15 protein-coding genes, 2 pseudogenes and 1 other annotated feature are annotated in these 17,890 nt (G+C 70.3%); of the genes and pseudogenes, 9 read left to right on the top strand and 8 right to left on the bottom strand.

Annotated features, from left to right (window positions below):
• Positions 1 to 97: a sequence feature (AL1L pseudoknot), on the bottom strand. This feature is flagged as partial in the annotation.
• From ACI79P_RS21240 to ACI79P_RS21220, 5 genes and pseudogenes are all read right to left on the bottom strand, one after another.
• Positions 1 to 156: pseudogene (locus tag ACI79P_RS21240) on the bottom strand (IS3 family transposase); the annotation flags it as partial. (Overlaps the previous feature by 97 nt.)
• Positions 157 to 177: 21 nt before the next feature.
• A pseudogene (locus ACI79P_RS21235) lies at positions 178 to 324 on the bottom strand (transposase); the annotation flags it as partial.
• 83 nt (positions 325 to 407) lie between these two features.
• A complete protein-coding gene (locus ACI79P_RS21230; protein WP_456583047.1) occupies positions 408 to 557 on the bottom strand; it encodes a hypothetical protein in 150 nt (49 codons plus the stop codon).
• A 332-nt stretch (positions 558 to 889) separates the two neighbouring features.
• Entirely contained in the window at positions 890 to 2,347 is a 1,458-nt protein-coding gene (locus tag ACI79P_RS21225) for an MFS transporter (protein WP_456583046.1), read from the bottom strand.
• 89 nt (positions 2,348 to 2,436) lie between these two features.
• Positions 2,437 to 2,583: a YHS domain-containing protein gene (locus ACI79P_RS21220; protein WP_456583045.1), complete on the bottom strand. Its 147-nt coding sequence runs from the start codon at positions 2,581 to 2,583 to the stop codon at positions 2,437 to 2,439.
• A 312-nt stretch (positions 2,584 to 2,895) separates the two neighbouring features.
• On the opposite strand from ACI79P_RS21220, the gene ACI79P_RS21215 reads away from it, so the two are divergent.
• From ACI79P_RS21215 to ACI79P_RS21190, 6 genes are all read left to right on the top strand, one after another.
• On the top strand, positions 2,896 to 3,198 hold the full coding sequence (locus ACI79P_RS21215) for a metal-sensitive transcriptional regulator (protein WP_456583044.1): 303 nt from the start codon (positions 2,896 to 2,898) through the stop codon (positions 3,196 to 3,198).
• A gap of 56 nt (positions 3,199 to 3,254) precedes the next feature.
• Positions 3,255 to 3,464 (top strand): heavy-metal-associated domain-containing protein, encoded by a 210-nt coding sequence (locus ACI79P_RS21210; protein WP_456583043.1) that lies wholly within the window; start codon positions 3,255 to 3,257, stop codon positions 3,462 to 3,464.
• An 89-nt stretch (positions 3,465 to 3,553) separates the two neighbouring features.
• A complete protein-coding gene (locus ACI79P_RS21205) occupies positions 3,554 to 4,558 on the top strand; it encodes a hypothetical protein (protein WP_456583042.1) in 1,005 nt (334 codons plus the stop codon).
• A gap of 55 nt (positions 4,559 to 4,613) precedes the next feature.
• The gene (locus ACI79P_RS21200; protein ID WP_456583041.1) at positions 4,614 to 6,974 is read left to right on the top strand and encodes a heavy metal translocating P-type ATPase; all 2,361 of its coding nucleotides are present in this window, start codon (positions 4,614 to 4,616) and stop codon (positions 6,972 to 6,974) included.
• Positions 6,975 to 7,440: 466 nt separating this feature from the next.
• Positions 7,441 to 7,842: a GNAT family N-acetyltransferase gene (locus tag ACI79P_RS21195; protein ID WP_456583040.1), complete on the top strand. Its 402-nt coding sequence runs from the start codon at positions 7,441 to 7,443 to the stop codon at positions 7,840 to 7,842.
• Positions 7,843 to 7,983: 141 nt separating this feature from the next.
• Positions 7,984 to 8,211, top strand: coding sequence for a glutaredoxin family protein (locus tag ACI79P_RS21190; protein WP_456583048.1), 228 nt, complete (start codon positions 7,984 to 7,986; stop codon positions 8,209 to 8,211).
• Between the two features lie 62 nt (positions 8,212 to 8,273).
• Here the strand turns inward: ACI79P_RS21190 and ACI79P_RS21185 are convergent, their stop codons facing one another.
• Entirely contained in the window at positions 8,274 to 11,480 is a 3,207-nt protein-coding gene (locus ACI79P_RS21185; RefSeq protein WP_456583039.1) for an AfsR/SARP family transcriptional regulator, read from the bottom strand.
• Positions 11,481 to 11,663: 183 nt separating this feature from the next.
• Between ACI79P_RS21185 and ACI79P_RS21180 the strand changes: the two genes are divergently transcribed.
• Together ACI79P_RS21180 and ACI79P_RS21175 are read left to right on the top strand one after the other, a co-directional pair.
• Complete coding sequence (locus ACI79P_RS21180) at positions 11,664 to 13,631, top strand: multicopper oxidase domain-containing protein (RefSeq protein WP_456583038.1); 1,968 nt, start codon at positions 11,664 to 11,666, stop codon at positions 13,629 to 13,631.
• Positions 13,632 to 14,504: 873 nt separating this feature from the next.
• Positions 14,505 to 15,905 (top strand): MFS transporter, encoded by a 1,401-nt coding sequence (locus ACI79P_RS21175; protein ID WP_456583037.1) that lies wholly within the window; start codon positions 14,505 to 14,507, stop codon positions 15,903 to 15,905.
• A 104-nt stretch (positions 15,906 to 16,009) separates the two neighbouring features.
• Here ACI79P_RS21175 and ACI79P_RS21170 read toward each other — a convergent pair whose 3' ends face one another.
• Both ACI79P_RS21170 and ACI79P_RS21165 read right to left on the bottom strand, forming a co-directional pair.
• Entirely contained in the window at positions 16,010 to 16,222 is a 213-nt protein-coding gene (locus ACI79P_RS21170; protein ID WP_456583036.1) for a hypothetical protein, read from the bottom strand.
• A gap of 34 nt (positions 16,223 to 16,256) precedes the next feature.
• Complete coding sequence (locus tag ACI79P_RS21165; protein WP_456583035.1) at positions 16,257 to 17,255, bottom strand: IS481 family transposase; 999 nt, start codon at positions 17,253 to 17,255, stop codon at positions 16,257 to 16,259.
• A gap of 132 nt (positions 17,256 to 17,387) precedes the next feature.
• Here ACI79P_RS21165 and ACI79P_RS21160 point away from each other — a divergent pair, with 132 nt between their 5' ends.
• A complete protein-coding gene (locus tag ACI79P_RS21160; RefSeq protein WP_456583034.1) occupies positions 17,388 to 17,765 on the top strand; it encodes an MFS transporter in 378 nt (125 codons plus the stop codon).
• Positions 17,766 to 17,890: the final 125 nt, after the last annotated feature.

Raw genomic sequence — 17,890 nt, 5'->3', positions numbered from 1 at the left:
GGCAGATCGGCTCGACCCCGAACTCCTTCTTGCGTTCGTCGATGTAGGTGACGATCACTTCAGTCGGCGGTCGAGCTCCGCCTGGGCGAAAAACGCCGACGCCGTCTTGAGGATCTCGTTCGCCCGGCGCAGCTCGCGGTTCTCTCGCTCAAGCTCGATCAACCGCTGCGCGTCGTCGGTCGTGGTGCCGGGGCGGACGCCGCCGTCGATCTCGGCCTGGGTGACCCAGTTGCGCAGCGTCTCGGGGTTGATGCCCAACTGCTTGGCGATCCGCGCGAGCGCGCCGGCACGGGTGGCCGGGTCCTTCCGGGCCTCCACAGCCATCCGGGTGGCCCGCTCACGCAGCTCGTCGGGGTACTTCCTCGGTGCTGCCTGACTCTCATCCTTCCGTTGGATGAGAGCCTCCATCAGACCCGGAACGGGACACTCTCGAGGGGCTGCCGGGCGTAGAGCACCACCGCAGTGGCGCCGGGCAGCAGTGCCGCGGCGGTCTCGATGGCGGCGCGGGCGTCGCTCGAGCCGTCGTAGGCGATGAGGACGGACGTGCGTGTGGTCATCACTTCTCCTTAGGGGTGCGGGTAGGGGCGATAGAAGGGGTGAGGCCAAGGCTCGCGGGTGGTTGTCGTGGGCCAAGGGCAGCAAGGGCGCAACCGAGCAGGCAGCGGAGGGCGCGTCGAGCGGTCGGGGACTGCATCGTGCGAGTGGTCCATGCGGTCAGGCGGTGCATCGGCTCACCTCGTGTGGTGTGGACGGGCGGGGGGTGGGGGGGGGGCCGTTTGGGGGGGGGGGGGGTGGGGGGGTGGGGGGGGGCCCGCGCCGGGGGGGGGGGGGGGGGGGGGGGGGGGGGGGGGGGGCGGCCCGGCCCCCCCCCCCCCCCCCCGGTAAGGCGTCAGCGCCCGCCTGCAGGAGCCGGGTCACTGACGGGCGGCTCAGTCGCCACCCCGACCGGTGGCACCGGTCGCGGAGTCCGCAGCGTGACTGCGGCAAGCGCGGCTCCGGCCAGCGCGATGGCTCCGGCGCCGAGGAAGGCAGCGGAGAACCCGTCGGTCAGGGCGGTGACGTCGTCCAGCTGGCTGGCGCCGTACGAGGCGGCGACCGCGGTCATCGCCGCCAGGCCAAGCGCCGACCCGACCTGGTAGCTGGTGTTGACGATGCCGGCGGCCAGGCCACCCTCCTCCGGCCGCGCGGAGGAGAGCGCGGTTCCCAGGGACGGGATGAACGCCAGCGACATGCCCAGCGCCGCCACCAAGGATGCAGGGAGCACGTCCACGAGGAAGCTGCCGCCGGGGCGGGCCAGGGACAGCCATCCCAGGCCGACGGCCAGGACGAGCAGGCCGACCACGATCATGGCCTTCGGCCCGAACCGGCTGATCGCCCGCGGAGCCAGAGCGATCATCCCGATCATGATCAGAAGCGTCATCGGCAGCAGTGCCGCCCCGGATGGGAAGGCGCTGTAGCCCAGGACCTGCTGCAGGTAGAGGTTCAGGAAGAACCACATCGGGATCCACGCTGCGCCCAGCAGCAGTTGGGCGAGGTTGGCCGCGCCCAGGTTGGGCGAACGGAAGATCGACAGACGCATCAGGGGCTCGCGGCGGTTTGCCTGCACGGCCAGGAAGGAAGCCAGCAGGATCACCGCGCCGATCAGGACGCCCCAGGTCTGCGGGGATCCCCAGCCGACCTCCGGCGCCTGGACGATGCCGTACACGGCGGCGCCCAGACCGAGCGTGACGGTGACGGCGCCGATAATGTCGATCGAGCCGCGGGCGCCCGAGCTCCCCGCCGGCATCAGGACGGGCGTGAGTAGCAGTGCCGCGACCGCGATCGGGATGTTGATGTAGAAGACCCACGGCCAGGACACGTACTCGGTAATCAACCCGCCGAGGAACACGCCAGCGGTACCCCCTGCGGGGGCAGCGGCGCCGTAGAGGGCCAGCGCCTTGGTCAGCTCCCGCGGCTCGGCACCGAAGAGCATCATCAGCAGCGTGAGCGCCGACGGCGCGATCAGCGCGGCACCGACGCCCTGGACGGCGCGGCCGGCCAGTTCCACCCCGACGTTGCCGGCGACACCAGCGAGCACAGAGCCGGCCAGCAGGATTAGCCAGCCGCTGCTGAACATCCTGCGGGCGCCGAACAGATCCGACAGCCGCCCCCCCAGCAGGAGCAGGCCACCGAAGGCCACGACATAGGCGTTGAAGACCCAGGACAGGTTCTCCTGGGAGAAGCCGAGGTCCTCCTGCATGCGGGGCAGTGCCACCCCGATGATCGAGGTGTCCATGATCACCATGAACTGGGCAGTGGCGATCAACGCCAGCGCAGCCCAACGGCGAGAAGACGATGGAGCGGTCACGACAGACTCCCTGAATTAGGTTGTGCCCTACCGGGGCACGGTATGACTGAGTTGAGAGAGATTGGCAAGTGGTCCGGTGCCGAGCAGGCTCAGGTGGTGGGGACGTAGGCGCCTGGGTCTCGCTCGAAGGCGTGCCGGCAGCCAGCGGCGCAGAAGTAGTAGAGCTCGCCGTCGTGAGCGGCGTTCGGAGTCGTGTCACTCGGACTCACCGCCATGCCGCAGACGGGATCGGTCACGGTTCCTCCGCGGAGGCTGACCGCGGGCTTCCCCGCGCAACATGAGCATCCGGTCGATCTGATGATGGTGTCGCGTGCTGGAGACTGCGGCGAAGCCATGACGTCCTCCTCCGTGCTGTAACCCCTGGGGGGTATGACGGGAGAAGGTGTAGCACACGCCTGCCCATAGGGGGTAGGGGTATTCTCAGATCCTCGAGCGCGGACACCCGGCCTTGCGTAAATACTCTAGGGGGGTATGGTCTCCCGGTGAAAGGCGAGCGATCGCCGTGTACCGCGTCGGCTCATCGGCGACGCATCGCAGAAGGGGGCGACATGGACAGCGTCGAGCAGGCCGGGCATGGCTACATCCACCGCAAGGACGACTACCTCAAGCGGCTGCGCCGCATCGAGGGGCAGGCCCGCGGCCTGCAGCGGATGGTCGAGGAAGAGCAGTACTGCATCGACATCCTGACCCAGGTGTCCGCCATGACGAAGGCGCTCCAGTTGGTGGCCCTGGGTCTGCTGGACGAGCACCTGGGCCACTGCGTCGTCCAGGCGGCCGCTGCCGGCGGCGCCGAGGCCGACGAGAAGGTCCGAGAGGCGTCCGAGGCCATCGCGCGGCTCGTGCGCTCCTGACCTTTCGCCGTCGAGCTCAGCACGAACCACCAACGATTCGAGAGGAACCACCTGAGATGAACACCTCCACCTACACCGTCGTCGGCATGACCTGCGGCCACTGCGTCTCCTCGGTCACCGAGGAGGTCACCCAGGTGCCCGGTGTGACCGACGTGAACGTGGACCTGGCCAGCGGTGGGCTCACCGTGACCAGCGACTCCACCGTGGACGACGACGCCGTGCGCGCGGCCGTCGAAGAGGCCGGCTACCAGATCGCCGGCCGGTAGCAGGCCAGCCCGCCCGGTTCCGCGCACCTGATCGGTCGCGGAAACCGGGCAACTCATCGGCGCCGCAGCGCCGCGTACCGGAGGACTCCATGAACACCCCGACCAAACTCGCCGCATACGCCCTGGGGCTGGTCGCCGTCTTCGGCGGCGCCACAGGCGTCGGTGCCACCCTCGGCCCGGATGGGTCGATCGGCTCCGAGCCGTCGTCCGATGCCGACCACGGCGGCTCGCACGGCGCAGACGCCGCCGGTCCCGACGCCGCGGCAGGGGGACACGTGGAGCAGGAGGCGCCGTCCGGCGACAGCTCTGCCGAGGAGATCCCCGGAGGCCTCATGATCGCCCAGGACGGCTACCGCCTGGCTCTCGCGCAGGGCGACTTCAGAACCGGAGCGGCCACCCCCATCACCTTCCAGATCCTCGGCCCTGATGGCCGGCCGGTCACCGCCTACGACCAGTCCCATGACAAGGACCTGCACTTCATCGCGGTCCGCCGGGACACGACCGGTTTCCAGCACGTCCACCCGCAACTGGGCGCCGACGGCACCTGGGCTGTCCCGGTGGACCTCACGCCCGGGGACTGGCGCTTCTTCGCCGACTTCACCCCGTCTGGACACGGCGAGAACCTCACCCTCGGCGCCGATGCCGCCGTCGCCGGCAACTACGACCCACAGCCGCTGCCCGAGCCCGCCCTGACCGCCGAGGTGGACGGATACACCGTCACCCTCGACGGGCAGCTCACTCCCGGCGAGGAGTCCGAGCTGACGCTGTCGGTGAGCCGGGACGGGCAGCCGGTCACCGACCTGCAGCCCTATCTGGCCGCCTACGGCCACCTGGTCGCGCTCCGCGACGGCGATCTGGCCTACCTACACGTGCACCCGGCCGGGGAGCCCGGTGACGGCGTCACGCAGCCGGGCCCGGGAATCACCTTCTACGCCACCGCTCCCTCGACCGGGGACTACCGGCTGTTTCTGGACTTCCAGCACGGCGACGTCGTGCGCACCGCCGAGTTCACCGTCCGCGCCGGCGACGCAGACAACCAGGGCGCCACACCCGGCACCGCCCACGACGACGACAGCCACGGCCACGGCGGCTGAGGCCCCGGCCTTCCTTACCTGACAACGTTTCCGAGCACCCTCCCGAGGAGGAGAGATGAGCTCCGCAACCGACAGCGTGACCCCACCGGCCCCGGCCGGCGGGGGTCAGATCGACCTCACGATCGGGGGCATGACCTGCGCGTCGTGCGCCATGCGGATCGAGAAGAAGCTCAACAAGGTCGAGGGCGTCACCGCCACGGTCAACTACGCCACCGAGAAGGCGCGGGTCACCTACGCCGACGGCGTCGCGCCCGAGGACCTGGTGGCAGCGGTCGAGAAGGCCGGCTACACCGCTCAACTGCCCGCGCCGACCCGGGCGCAGGGTGAGGTGGAGGCAGCCGACGAGGTGGATCCTGTACGCCCGCTGCGCCAACGACTGCTCATCTCCACCGTGCTGACGGTTCCGGTGATCGCGATGGCGATGATCCCGGCGCTGCAGTTCACCTACTGGCAGTGGCTGTCCCTGACCCTGGCGGCCCCGGTCGTTGTCTGGGGCGCGTACCCGTTCCACAAAGCTGCCTGGACCAACCTGCGCCACGGCACCTCGACCATGGACACGCTCATCTCGATGGGCACCCTGGCCGCCCTGGGCTGGTCGCTGTACGCCCTCTTCTTCGGCACCGCCGGTGTTCCGGGGATGACGCACCCGTTCGAACTGACCATCGCCCGGGTGGACGGCAGCGCCAACATCTACCTTGAGGCCGCCGCCGGGGTCACCACATTCATCCTGGCCGGCCGCTACTTCGAGGCGCGGTCCAAGCGGCGTGCCGGCGCAGCACTGCGCGCGCTACTGGAGCTCGGTGCGAAGGAGGTCTCCGTCCTGCGCGGCGGCCGTGAGGAGCGGATCCCGGTCGGCCAGTTGGTCGTCGACGACCTGTTCGTAGTCCGCCCGGGGGAGAAGCTCGCCACCGACGGCGTCATCACCGAAGGCTCCTCGGCCGTTGACGCCTCGATGCTGACCGGCGAATCCGTACCCGTGGAGGTGGCTCCCGGGGACGCCGTCGTCGGGGCGACGACGAACGCCGGCGGACGGCTCGTCGTCCGCGCCACCCGCATCGGCGCCGACACCCAGCTGGCGCAGATGGCCCGGCTGGTCGAGGACGCCCAGAACGGCAAGGCGGAGGTCCAGCGGCTGGCCGATCGGGTGTCGGGCATCTTCGTCCCGATTGTCATTGCCCTCGCCGTCGCGACCCTCGGCTTCTGGCTCGGCACCGGGGGCGGCCTGGCCGCGGCCTTCACCGCCGCGGTGGCCGTTCTGATCATCGCCTGCCCCTGCGCTCTGGGTCTCGCGACGCCGACCGCACTGATGGTGGGCACCGGCCGCGGTGCGCAGCTCGGCATCCTGATCAAGGGGCCGGAGGTGCTGGAGAACACGCGCCGGGTCGACACCGTCGTCCTGGACAAGACCGGCACCGTCACCACCGGCCGGATGACCCTGCTCGATGTCATCCCCGCTGATGGTGAGGACGCCGACCAGGTGCTGCGCCTCGCCGGCGCACTCGAGGACGCCTCCGAGCACCCGATCGCCCAGGCGATCGCCCGGGGTGCGACCGAACGGACCGGGAATCTCCCCGCGGTGGAGGGATTCACCAACCTCGAGGGGCTCGGCGTCCAAGGCGTCGTGGACGGGCACGCGGTCCTCGTCGGTCGCACCCGGCTGCTGGCGGACTGGTCCCAGCACCTGCCTGCGGATCTCGAGCGGGCCAAGGCGTCCGCCGAGGCCGACGGGAGGACGGCCGTGGCGGCCGGCTGGGACGGCGCCGCCCGCGGCGTCCTCGTCGTCGCCGACGCCATCAAGGAAACCTCGGCCGAGGCGATCCGGCAGCTGCGCGACCTCGGGCTCACGCCGGTGCTGCTGACCGGCGACAACGAGACCGTGGCCCGCTCCGTGGCCGCCCAGGTGGGCATCGAGCAGGTCATCGCCGAGGTCCTGCCGCAGGACAAGGTTGACGTCGTCAAGCGGCTGCAGAGTGAGGGCAAGGTCGTGGCGATGGTCGGCGACGGTGTCAACGATGCCGCGGCGCTCGCGCAGGCCGATCTCGGGCTGGCAATGGGGACGGGCACCGACGTGGCGATCGAGGTCAGCGATCTCACCCTTGTCCGCGGCGATCTCCGGGCCGCGGCCGATGCGATCCGGCTCTCCCGTAAGACGCTCGGCACGATCAAGGGCAACCTGTTCTGGGCGTTCGCCTACAACGTGGCAGCCCTCCCGTTGGCTGCTGCCGGGCTGCTCAATCCGATGCTCGCCGGCGCGGCGATGGCCTTCTCCTCGGTGTTCGTCGTCTCCAACAGCCTGCGACTGCGGCGGTTCAAGGCATTGGCCGGGAATCGGGTCGACGGCGGCGGCGCAGCCGATCGCGGACCCGGCAGTCGGCCGGCCGACTCCGCGCTGACCGGGAGCACCGCAGCGCGGTGACCCGCGGTCGGGTGACCCCGCCGTTCACCCGTAACGAAGCCCGGCGGCGGCGACCCCGCACGGCCAGGCCCAGGGATCGCCGCTGCCTTGCGTCGAAGCGACCGCCACCAACATGTCAGGAGGTGCCATGTCATCGAGTGCGACGTCCAGTGGATCGTTGCCGCCGAGTACTCCGACCCTGGACATAGCCACCCGGCTGCACCGCCATCTGACTAGCTGGCTGGGCAGCTGGCCGCCCGTCGCGGATCTGGAGATCGTCACCTCTGACGCCCGGCTCCGACCTGGATGGGATGGGCGGCTCCACCCGGCGCTCGGGGTCGACGACCCGGGGACGGGGGCGGTCCTCTCGGTGCCACCGACAGCGCTTGACGACGTACGCCGCTCGGCCTCAAGCGGCGGTATGCCCGCCCTTCTGGCCCGGCTCCCGGCGCTGATCGGTGAGCCCGGGAGGGGCACCTTTCGCGCGGTGTTCCGGTGGACGACCCGTCCTGCCGTATTGCCCAAGGTGGGGGAGTGGGTGCCGGCGGTTGCACCAGGACTGCCGGACTGGTTGCGGCCCTTCGGCGGGCAGGTCCTGGTGGCGGTCGACCGCGACGGCACACACCTGGCCGGCGTCGGGATCAAGCGGCACGACGCGTATGGCGCGGAGTTGTCGGTGGTCACCTCGCCTGCCGCACGGGGCCGAGGACTGGCACGGGGACTCGTCGCCCAGGCGGCACGTCGACTGCTCGATGCCGGAGCTCTCCCCACGTACCTGCACGACCCGGCCAACGTCGCTTCGGCCCGCGTCGCCGAGGCGGCGGGATTTCCGGACCGCGGGTGGACAGCGTTCGGCATCAGTGAGGCCCCCGCCGCTACATCGATCTAAGGGCAGCGATCTCGATGACGGACCCTGCATCCCCGACGAAGCGTCTGAGTCCACCCCGCGACGAGGAGCCACGATGACGAGCCAGGCCATGCCCGACGGACCGCGCGGGAACGGAGCCCAGGGGGCTCGCAGCAGCTTGTTCTGTACGGAACGGGCTGGTGCCCGGACGTTCGCCGTAGTCGAGTGCTGCTCGACGGAGCCGGCGTGCCTTACCGCTACGTCGACCTGGACCGTGACGCTGCAGCAACCAGGTACGTCCGCAGCCTGCAGCAGGGCCGTCGGCGCGTCCCGACGTTGGTCTGGCCCGATGGGCGCTTCTTGGTGGAGCCGCCGGACGAAGAACTGCACGCCATGCTCGACGCGGAGTAAGCACCCGCGCCCGTTTCGCTCACTGGTGCACCCTCGTCGACGTCCTTGCGGGGTCGTGTCGGTCAGCGGACAACGGGGGCGGCGTCGGCTTTGAGTCCGGCGAAGGGCGACCCGTTGGCTCCGGCGGAGTAGGCCTCTTCGTAGGCGTCGTCGCCGAGCAGTCCGCGGGCACGGTCTTCGGCTCGCTGGGCGTCGAGCAGCTCGAGGCGCGAGATCGGGCGGCGTCGCTGGCCGCGCCACCAGCTCGCCGCACCCAGCAGTCGTGCCGCGGCGGTGACGTCGGCTCGCGCTGCTGCCACACATGCCAGACCCTCGAGGGCGGCTGCCTGGCCTGGTGCGGTCTGCCAGGCCCGGCGGTGGCAGAACTCGGCGCTGTCGAGGTCTCCGGAAAGCTCCGCGAGATGGCCGAGGCCGATCATCGCGGTCGCTGTCCATTCCGGTTCATTCTGGTCGGCCAGCATGTGCTGGGCCCTCGTCAGCTTGGCGTGTGCTTCGGCAAGGTCGCCGCGCTGGCGGGCGAGGAGGCCTTCACCGACAGCGGCCCGTGGGTTGCCGTCGGCTCCCAGTTCCCGGCCGATCTCGTGCGACTCCGCGAAGAGGCGAGCGGCGCGCTCGCCGTCGCCGAGTTGGAGTGCCACGTGGCCGGCGCCGGCGAGGGCGTACTGGATGGTGTTGGCCGTGCCGACCTGCCGGCCGCTGTTCAGCGCTGCTTCGTACATGGCGAGCGCCTCATCGAGGTGGCCGGTGCGGTGTAGTGCGATGCCCAGGTGGAATTGGATGGCCGAGACACCCCACTGGTCGCCGAGCGCACGGAAGACGGCGAGGGCACGGTTGCCGCTGGTTGTCGCCTTCGTCATCTCTCCTGCGGCGGCGTGCAGCTCCATCTGGACGAACTGCACCAGGGCCGAGCACCAATCGTCGCCGGACCGGTGGAACTCCGGGTCAGCCTCCTCGAGCAGACCGAAAGCCTCGTCAGGGTCGTCCCGGCCGATGCCCTCGACGGCGAGCAGCGTGGTCGACAGCGCGGCGCGGAAGACATCGCCGATCTCGGCGAACAGGGAGCGGCTCTCGGCCGCCGCGATCGCGCACTCGGGAGCCGGGTGCACGATGCAGGCGCCCGGGCGCCCCGCCACGGCCAGCGCCTGCAGGGCCATGGCCCTGGCCTTCGGCGAGCCACCCGGGGTGGCCGCCAGCATGGCGGCCACCTTTGCACCGCCGTCGGGCCTACTCGCGAAGTACCAGTACCAACCGAGAGCGCCGACGAGACGCAGCCCCGCGTCGGGCTCGCTCACGGTGTGCGCGCTGCACCACGACAGGGCCGACTCGATGTCGTCGCGTTCGCTTGCCATTCGACGCAGCCACCGCGCCTGACCGTTCCCGCGCAGCTCTCGTTCGGCGCGCTCAGCGAGGTCGGTGAGATACCGGACGTGTGCCCGCCCGATGCCCTCCGATTCGTCCGCCTCAGCAAGGCGCTCGCGGGCGTACTCTCCGACGGTCTCCAGAAGGTGGTACCGGGGACCGGAGTCGCGGTCGACGACGACCATGGAGCGGTCGACGAGCCGGCCGAGGGTGTCCACGACGACTGACTGGTCGAGGCCGTTCCCGCCGGCGATGGCCTGCACCGCCTCGAGCATCCACGGGCCGCGGAACACCGACAGCCGTCGGAGCAACACGCGCTCGGCTTCGGTCAAGAGCTGGTAGCTCCAGTCGACGGTTGCCCGCAGCGTTTGCTGGCGCGCCTCCGCGGTCCGGGGACCGGTGGTGAGTAGGGCGAACCGGTCTTCCATCCGGGCGGCCAACTCAGCGACGGGAAGCGCCGCGACGCGGGCAGCGGCCAGTTCGAGCGCCAGCGGGATGCCGTCGAGGTGCCGGCAGATCTCCGCCACCGCAGTGGTGTTGTCGTCTCCGAGCCGGAACTCCGGAAGGGCGCTCTGCGCGCGCTCGACGAATAGCCGGACGGCGGTGCTGGCGGCCAATTCGGCCGGGTCCGCATGCGAGGACGGCACCACTAGCGGGTCGAGGGAGCATTGGACCTCGCCCCGGGCCGCCAGCGGTTCCCGGCTCGTCGCGAGCAACCGCAGCCGTGGACAGGACTCGAGGAGTTGTTCGGCGAGCACGGCGCAGGCGTCGGCCAGGTGTTCGCAGTTGTCCAGAAGCAGAAGGACCTCGCGGTCGCCGAGGTAGCCGAGAACCTGGTCCTCGGCGGTCGCCGTCGGCACGTCCCGAACCTCTAGCGCGGCCAGCACGGCAAGGGGAATCTGCGCCCCGTCCGAGACGCCGGACAGTCGAACGACCCCGATGCCGTCGGAGAAGCCGCCGGCAGCCGCCCGAGCGACTTCGACCGCGAGGCTTGTCTTCCCGACGCCGCCAGGGCCGGTCACCGTGACCAGGCGGTGCGCCTGCAGGAGGGTGCTGACTCGCGTCGAGTCCTCCTCTCGGCCGAGGAAGGACGTGAGTCGAGGCGGAAGCCGGCGCGGTTCCGGTTCCGCGGGCCGTACAGGGGCGATCCGGTCCGGCGCACGGAGATCTGGGCGCTGCTGCAGGATGGCGTCGTGCAGGCCGCGAAGCTCGGCGCTGGGCTCCAGGCCGAGCTCGGCGTCGAGCAGCGCGCGGGCGCGTTGGTAGGCCGCGAGCGCGTCGGCCTGCCGACCCGCGCGGTACAGCGCCAGCATCAGGCGGCCGTGCAGCCGTTCGCGCAAAGGGTGAGCGGCGGTGAGTGCCTCGAGTTCGGCTAGGACGTCGGTATGGCGTCCCGCCGCCATGTCCAGATCGAGGAGCTCTTCCGTGGCGGCGAGATGCAGCTCCGTCAACCGGGCCGCCTCCGGTCGTGCCCAGGGCGCCTCGGCGAACTCGGACAGGGCGACGCCTCGCCAGCAGGACAAGGCCTTGCGGTAGCGCGCAGCAGCGGCCCAGGCATCGCCGTCGGCCGCCGAGCGGGCTTCCGCGACCCGCTCAGCGAAGAGGATGGCGTCGACCTGACGAGGATCGATGTCGAGCTGATACCCGGGAGCACGCGTGACGATGAGCGAGCTCGGGAGACCGACGGCGCCCAGGGCCCGGCGGAGTTTAGAGACCCGGACCTGGAGCGCGTTTGCCGGGTTGGCGGGTAGGTCCTCGCCCCAGAGCGAGTCGACGAGGGTGGGGACAGCGACGACCCTGCCGGCACTCAGGGCGAGTAGAGCGAGCAATTCTCGTTCTGCGCTTCCCGGGACGGAACGGGCGTCGTCCTTCACCACCACTTCGACCGGTCCAAGGACGCGGATCTCCATGCCTCGACCCTCCAGTGACCGGTCGAACGCCGCGGAGCGGCGATTCTCGAGGGTGCACGGACCGGAGACTACGAGTATCCCTACCGGTCGGCGCCGCCCGGCTGCACGAGGTCAGTGGACGGACAGCGTTTGGACAGCGGGCCTGGCCAACCTCTGGCTTGACGAACCCCCGGAGGAGGCGCCGTGATCTCGGTTCATGTCTCGGGCATGACTTCCCGTCGCTGTGTCCGGGCGATCAGTGCCCGGGTGCTTGACGTGCCGGGCGTGCAGACCCTCGAGGTCGATCTCTCCACCGGGGTCGTCCGTGTGACCGGGCCGGCGGACCTCGCGGCGGTGGCCGCCGCGATCCGATCCGCCGGCTACGACGTCGACGAACGTGCCGACGCCTCATCCCCCACCCGAGCAGCAGAAACAGTGAGAGTCATGGACACCTTTGCTACCGCCGTCGCAGGCCTGCAGTACGCCACCCGGCCCCAGCTGATCGAGCTCGCTGATGGCGAGTCGATCCATCTCAACCCCGGGCCGGTCGCCAAGCGGCTGGGCGGGACGACGGTGCGCATGCTCGGATACAACGGCTCGATCCCGGGCCCGACGCTGTCGGTGCGGCAGGGGACCGAGATCACCGTGCACGTCACTAACGCGGCCGACATCGACACCACGGTCCACTGGCACGGCCTGCGCCTGGAGAACCGCTACGACGGCGTCCCGCACGAGACCCAGGCACCAATTCCCGTGGGCGACAGCTTCAGCTACCGCCTGCGGTTCCCTGACCCTGGCCTGTACTGGTATCACCCGCACATCCGTGAGGACTACACCCAGGAGATGGGCCTCTACGGCAACATCCTGGTGGTTCCGACCGAGCCGGACTACTGGTCGCCGGCGCATCGTGATGTTGTCCTGACCCTGGACGACGTCCTCATCGAGGACGGCGCGGTGGCGCCGTTCGGTCGGACCGAGACGACCTTCGCGGCGATGGGCCGGTTCGGCAACGTCCTTCTCGTTGCCGGGGAGCCGGACTTGGCGCTGACCGCCCGAACCGGCGAGGTGGTGCGAATGTGGCTAACGAACACCGCCAACACCCGGGTCTTCAACGTGACCCTGCCGGGCGCACGGATGAAGCTCGTCGGCGGGGACAGCGGCCGGATGGAGCGCGAGGAGTTCGTCTCCGAGGTGCTGATCGCCCCCTCGGAGCGAGCGGTCGTCGATGTGTTGTTCGACCAGCCGGGGGAGCTGGTCCTCGAGCACCTCACCCCGGAACGCACCTACCGACTGGCGTCCATCGCCGTGATGGAGGTGCACGCGGTCCCGTCGCTGCGCGAATCGTTCGGAGCGTTGCGCTCCGCGCCGGAGTTCGAGGGTGAACGACGGCAACTGGGCGCGTGGCTGGCTGCGGCTCCGGACAAGATCCTGGCTGCGGTCGCTCAGATGGACGACCCGTCCGCCGATCAGTCGGCCGGTCCGGTGGTCTATGCCTGCCCGATGCATCCCGAGATCGTCAGCGACGAGCCGGGCCGGTGCCCGAAGTGCGGGATGAAGCTCATGGCCCCTAGCCCGCAGAGCCACCCTGGCGGCCACGGTATGGACCACGGTATGGACCACGGTATGGACCACGGCATGGACCACGGCATGGACCACGGCATGGACCACGGCATGGACCACGGCGGCTCGACGCCTGAGTCGTCCGCCGCGCATGCAGGGTCCCACGACCATGCCGCCAGTCACGGACCCCGTGCGGGCGACGGCATCGAGTGGGAGGACGACATGGTGGAGATGAACCGCCGCACGACACCGGCCACCATCCGGTGGCAGCTGCTCGACCGGACGGACGGCGTCGACAAGCCCCCGCTGGACTGGCACTTCACAGCGGGAGAGCGGGTGAAGATCCGCCTAGTCAACGAGATGGACTCCGACCATCCGATGCAGCACCCCGTGCATCTCCACGGGGCCGGCCGCTTTCTGGTCCTGGCCCGTGACGGTGTTGCCGAGCCCAACCTGGTGTGGAAGGACACCGTCCTGATGCGCACCGGGCAAACCGTCGACATCCTGTTCGACGTCACCAACCCCGGCCTCTGGATGGCGCACTGCCACATCCCCGAGCACATGCACAGCGGGATGTCGTTCAGCTTCACGGTGGCTGCCGCCGCCAGATGATCGGAGCCCTCGTCCCCCACGACCGACGCGGGCTGCTCGCCGGTCGGTGATCGCGGGACGGCACCGAACAACGGGAGCCCCACGGCCGATGGCCGTGGGGCTCTCGCCGTGAAGCTGTCCACTCGTCACGCACGCTCGATACCCGCGACAACCGGCGGAGCGACGACGCCCGAGTCAGTTGCCTCGCCCTCGTCGGCCGTGCGGGATCCGACGCCAGGGAGCCGGTGGGGCGAGCAGCGCCGTCGACGCCGCCACCAGCAAACCCGCCACGGGCTGCGTTCCGGCGCCGAAGCCCAGGACCCCGCCTAACGAAAAGATCGTCAGGCTGACGGCGTAGCCGATCCCGGGCCACCGGAGCCCGGAGCGGTCCGGGCGATGGCGGTCCCGACGAGGAGACAGCCGCGACCATCACGCCGAGGACCGCGCGAGCTGCCCCGCCGATGCTGGCCACCGAGTGGCTCAGCAGGAATTCCCCTGTCGTCTTCTCGTCGCCGCGTGACCTCCTCGGGGCGCGGCTCCGAGCGCTTTCCCGCAGCGACAGCGGTCCGCTCAGCGCCCGGACAGCCCTTGGACAGCGCCGGTGTCCAGTGTGCGGATCACGAGCAGACGGTCACCGCTCTGGACGTGCGAGAGGGCAACCGCTGGGCGCGCACGGAATGAACCAGCTGGGTCCGGAGTTCAGCGCGCGTACCCCTCCGGGGTATAGCGCGAGAGAGAGGGAATGTCATGAGCACTCACGACGCGGCGGTGCGGCCGTCGCCTGAACAGTCGGACGCCGAGGCGCTGACGCATCACGGCGTCGGAGGAACCGGCGGCCATGCGCAGCACCATTCGCCGGTGGCCGCGGCGCCGGCCTCAGTTCGCAGACCGCGAATGCCGATAGCGGTGTGGGCGCTGGTCATCGGCGCCTTCGCCATGGGCGCGGACGAGTTCATCGTCGCCGGCGTCGTGCAGGAGATCGCCGCCGCGCTGAAGGTGACGATCGGCGAGGTCGGCCATCTGGAGAGCGCCTACGCGGTGGGCGTTGCGGTGGGTGCGCCCCTGTTCGCCGCGCTCGGCACCCGCTTCCCGCGACGCAGCATGCTGTTCGCGTCCACGGGTGTCTTCCTCGCCGGCAACCTTTTCTCGGCCCTGGGCCCCACGTACGACCTGATCCTGTCCGGCCGCGTCGTGTCGGCGATGGCACATGGCGCGTTCCTCGGGATCGCCGCCGTGTACGCAGCCGAGCTGGTCGACCCGGCCCGCAAGGGTCGAGCAGTGGCGACGGTCTTCACCGGCCTCACCGCGTCGACCGTGCTGGGCGCACCGATCGGTGCCGCCGTCGGGCAGGCGTTCGGATGGCGTTTCACCTTCTGGACCCTCGTGGTCCTCGGGGGTCTCGCACTGATCGGCCTTGTGGCCTTCCTGCCGTCCTCGTCACGGCGGAGCGCGGAGGCGAACGCCGGCGACGGCCACGCGCCGGACGCGAGCGGTGCCCACCCCTACCACGGGTCGGGGCACGACGTGAAGGACAACGCCGGCCACGAGGTCGCCGGTGAGGACGGCCGCCGGGCGCACCACGACCACGCCGCGGAGGGGCACAGCGCGGCCGACGAGACCGAGGGTCTCGACGCGCACGCGCTGGCGCACCTGGGTGGCGGCGGGCACGGCCCCAGCATGCGCGAGCAGCTGGCCGCCCTCCGGCGGCCGGCGGTGTGGGCAGCCCTGCTGACCACCCTGCTGGGATATGGCGGGGTGTTCACCAGCTACGTCTACATCGCGCCGCAGTTCACCGAGGTGGCGGGGTTCTCCAGCGGGTGGATAACTCCGCTGCTGCTGCTGTTCGGGGCTGGCCTGTTCGTCGGAAACAACCTGGGAGGCCGCCTGGCCGACCGGCGGCTGATGCCGGCGGTGCTCGGCACGATCGCAGCTCTGGCTGTGGTGATGTTCGCGATGACGTGGCTGATCGAGAACCAGGTGACCGCGGTGATCGGGACGTTCGTCTTCGGCGCCGCCGCCTTCGCGGTGGTCGCTCCGCTCCAGCTGCGGGTGATGAACGCGGCCGGACACGCGCCCGACGTGGCCTCGGCGGCGAACATCTCCGCCTTCACCCTCGGCAGTGCGCTGGGTATCTACCTCGGCGGTGCCGCCATCGACGGAGGGCTGGGCCTGTCCTCGGTCAACTGGATCGGTGGGCTCATCAGCACTGCCGGTCTGGTGGTCGCCGTTCTGAGCTGGCTACTCATCGACCGTCACCGTTCGACGGCGGAGCCGCAGGAGCATCACCGCCACTGAGACCGCGAGCCCCGGCCGGCGTGACCGGCCGGGGCTCGCCTTCGACCGTTCGCCTTCGACCGTTCGCCTCGAACGGGAGACCGAGAGGAGAGAGCCGGCATGCCTCACGTGATCCGCGAGCCCGGTGTCCTGGGCGGCACCCGGATGGCGGCCTTCCTTGCCCTGGTCCACGCCGTCAACGACGTCTTGACCGCGATCTTGGGTGCGCTACTTCCCACCTTGCAGACGCGACTGGCCGCGGGAACGACGACCTTGGCTCCGCTGGTCGCCGCCCTCAGCATCAGCTCCTCGATCACCCAGCCCTTGCTCGGTGCCATGGCAGACCGTTACGGGCTGCGAAAGGTGGCAGGGCTAGGTGTACTGCTCGGAGACGTTGGTGCAGCGGGTGATCGGCGGGAGGTTGCCGAGCGCTGTGTGGGGCCGGTGGTTGTTGTAGTGGTGCAGCCAGCCTGACAGGGCGGCCCGGCGAGCGGTCTCAGTGGTGTAGAGCCGTTTGTAGGCCCATTCCTCGAGCAGGGTGCGGTTGAGCCGTTCAACCTTGCCGTTGGTCTGTGGCCGGCGAACCCGGGTGGTGGAGTGCCGGATGCCCAGTCGGCGGTGCTCGTCTCGCCATGCGTGGCTGCGGTAGGCGCTGCCGTTGTCGGTCAGCACGCGCTCGACGGTGATGCCGTGCGTGGCGAAGAAGGCGCGTGCCCGCGTCCAGAAGGCGAGTGCGGTGGCTGCGGATTCGTCGTCGAGGGCCTCGGAGTAGGCCAATCGACTGAAGCCGTCGACGGCGGAGTGCACGTAGCAGTAGCCCAGGTTCGGTCGGCCGTGGACCTTGCGCGGCCGGGTCGGATCGCGGTGCGCCTGGCGGTTCCGGATGCCTTGCTCTCGGCCGTGGATCCGCCAGCCACCACCGTCGGGCACGTTGCCCAGCTTCTTGATGTCGACGTGGACCAGTTCGCCGGGCCGGCTCATCTCGTAGCGGCGGATCGGTTCGCCGGTGACGCGGTCGACGTGCCAGAGCCGGTTGATCCGGCAGCTGACCAGGATCCGATGGACTGTCGAGGGCACCAGCCCGACCCGCCCGGCGATGGCCGCCGGACCCAGCCGCTGCTTCCACCGCAGGTGCACCACCCGACGCACCACCGGCTGCGGTGTGCGCCGCGGCGAGCTGACCGGCCGTGAGGAGCGGTCGGCCATACCGGCCGGGCCCTGCTCCCGGTAGCGCCGAGCCCCGCGGGTCGCGGTCGGCCGGGAGACCTGAAACCGCTCGGCGGCCCGGGCGATCGGCCAGCCCTGCTCGACCACGCACCGGGCCAGTCGAAGGCGGCCGGTCTCGGTCAGGGGCGCATTACGGTGGACCACGAGGGACCTCCTGGGGTCTGTGTGGGTGCTTGGCGGCTCCCACACCGAACCCGGAGGTCCCTCCTCACATCAAGGTCGACCGCTCACCACGCGGTGCACCAACCTGTCCGGGCAGTACAACTAGGCGTCGCGTTGGGCGCGGTCTCCCTGAGCCTTGTCGGCGTTGTCGACAGCGTTCCGCTGCTGCTGGTCCTGCTCGTGCTCGGGGGGCTTGGGTCCGCCGCGCTCCACCCCGTGTCCACCAGCATCGTCGGTGGCCCATCCGCGAAGAACCCTGGCCTGGCCGTCGGACTGTTCACCGCCGGCGGCATGGTCGGCTTCGCCGCTGGCCCGATCCTGATTCTCTACATCATCTCGCGGTACGGCAGCGAGGCCACGCCCTGGCTCATGCTGCCGGGCCTGCTGTTGGCCGTGGGCGTCCGCGCTCTCCTACCGGAGTTCGAGCCGCACAACACCGGGCGGCTGACTCACGCGTTCGACCGGCGCATGTTCACCGGCACCATCGGGTAGTGGCGTCCACCAAGGTGGTGTGCGGCGGCCCCGGTGAGCAGCGGGCCCTGCACGTGAAGGCGGCCACCGCGTGATCTTCTGGAAAACCTCTCACAGCACTCCAGGAGAACAACGCGATGACCGCT

Source organism: Blastococcus sp. SYSU DS0510 (genome assembly GCF_054050835.1).
The sequence above is the reverse complement of the archived record's forward strand: the minus strand, read 5'-3'. Positions and strand labels throughout refer to the sequence as shown.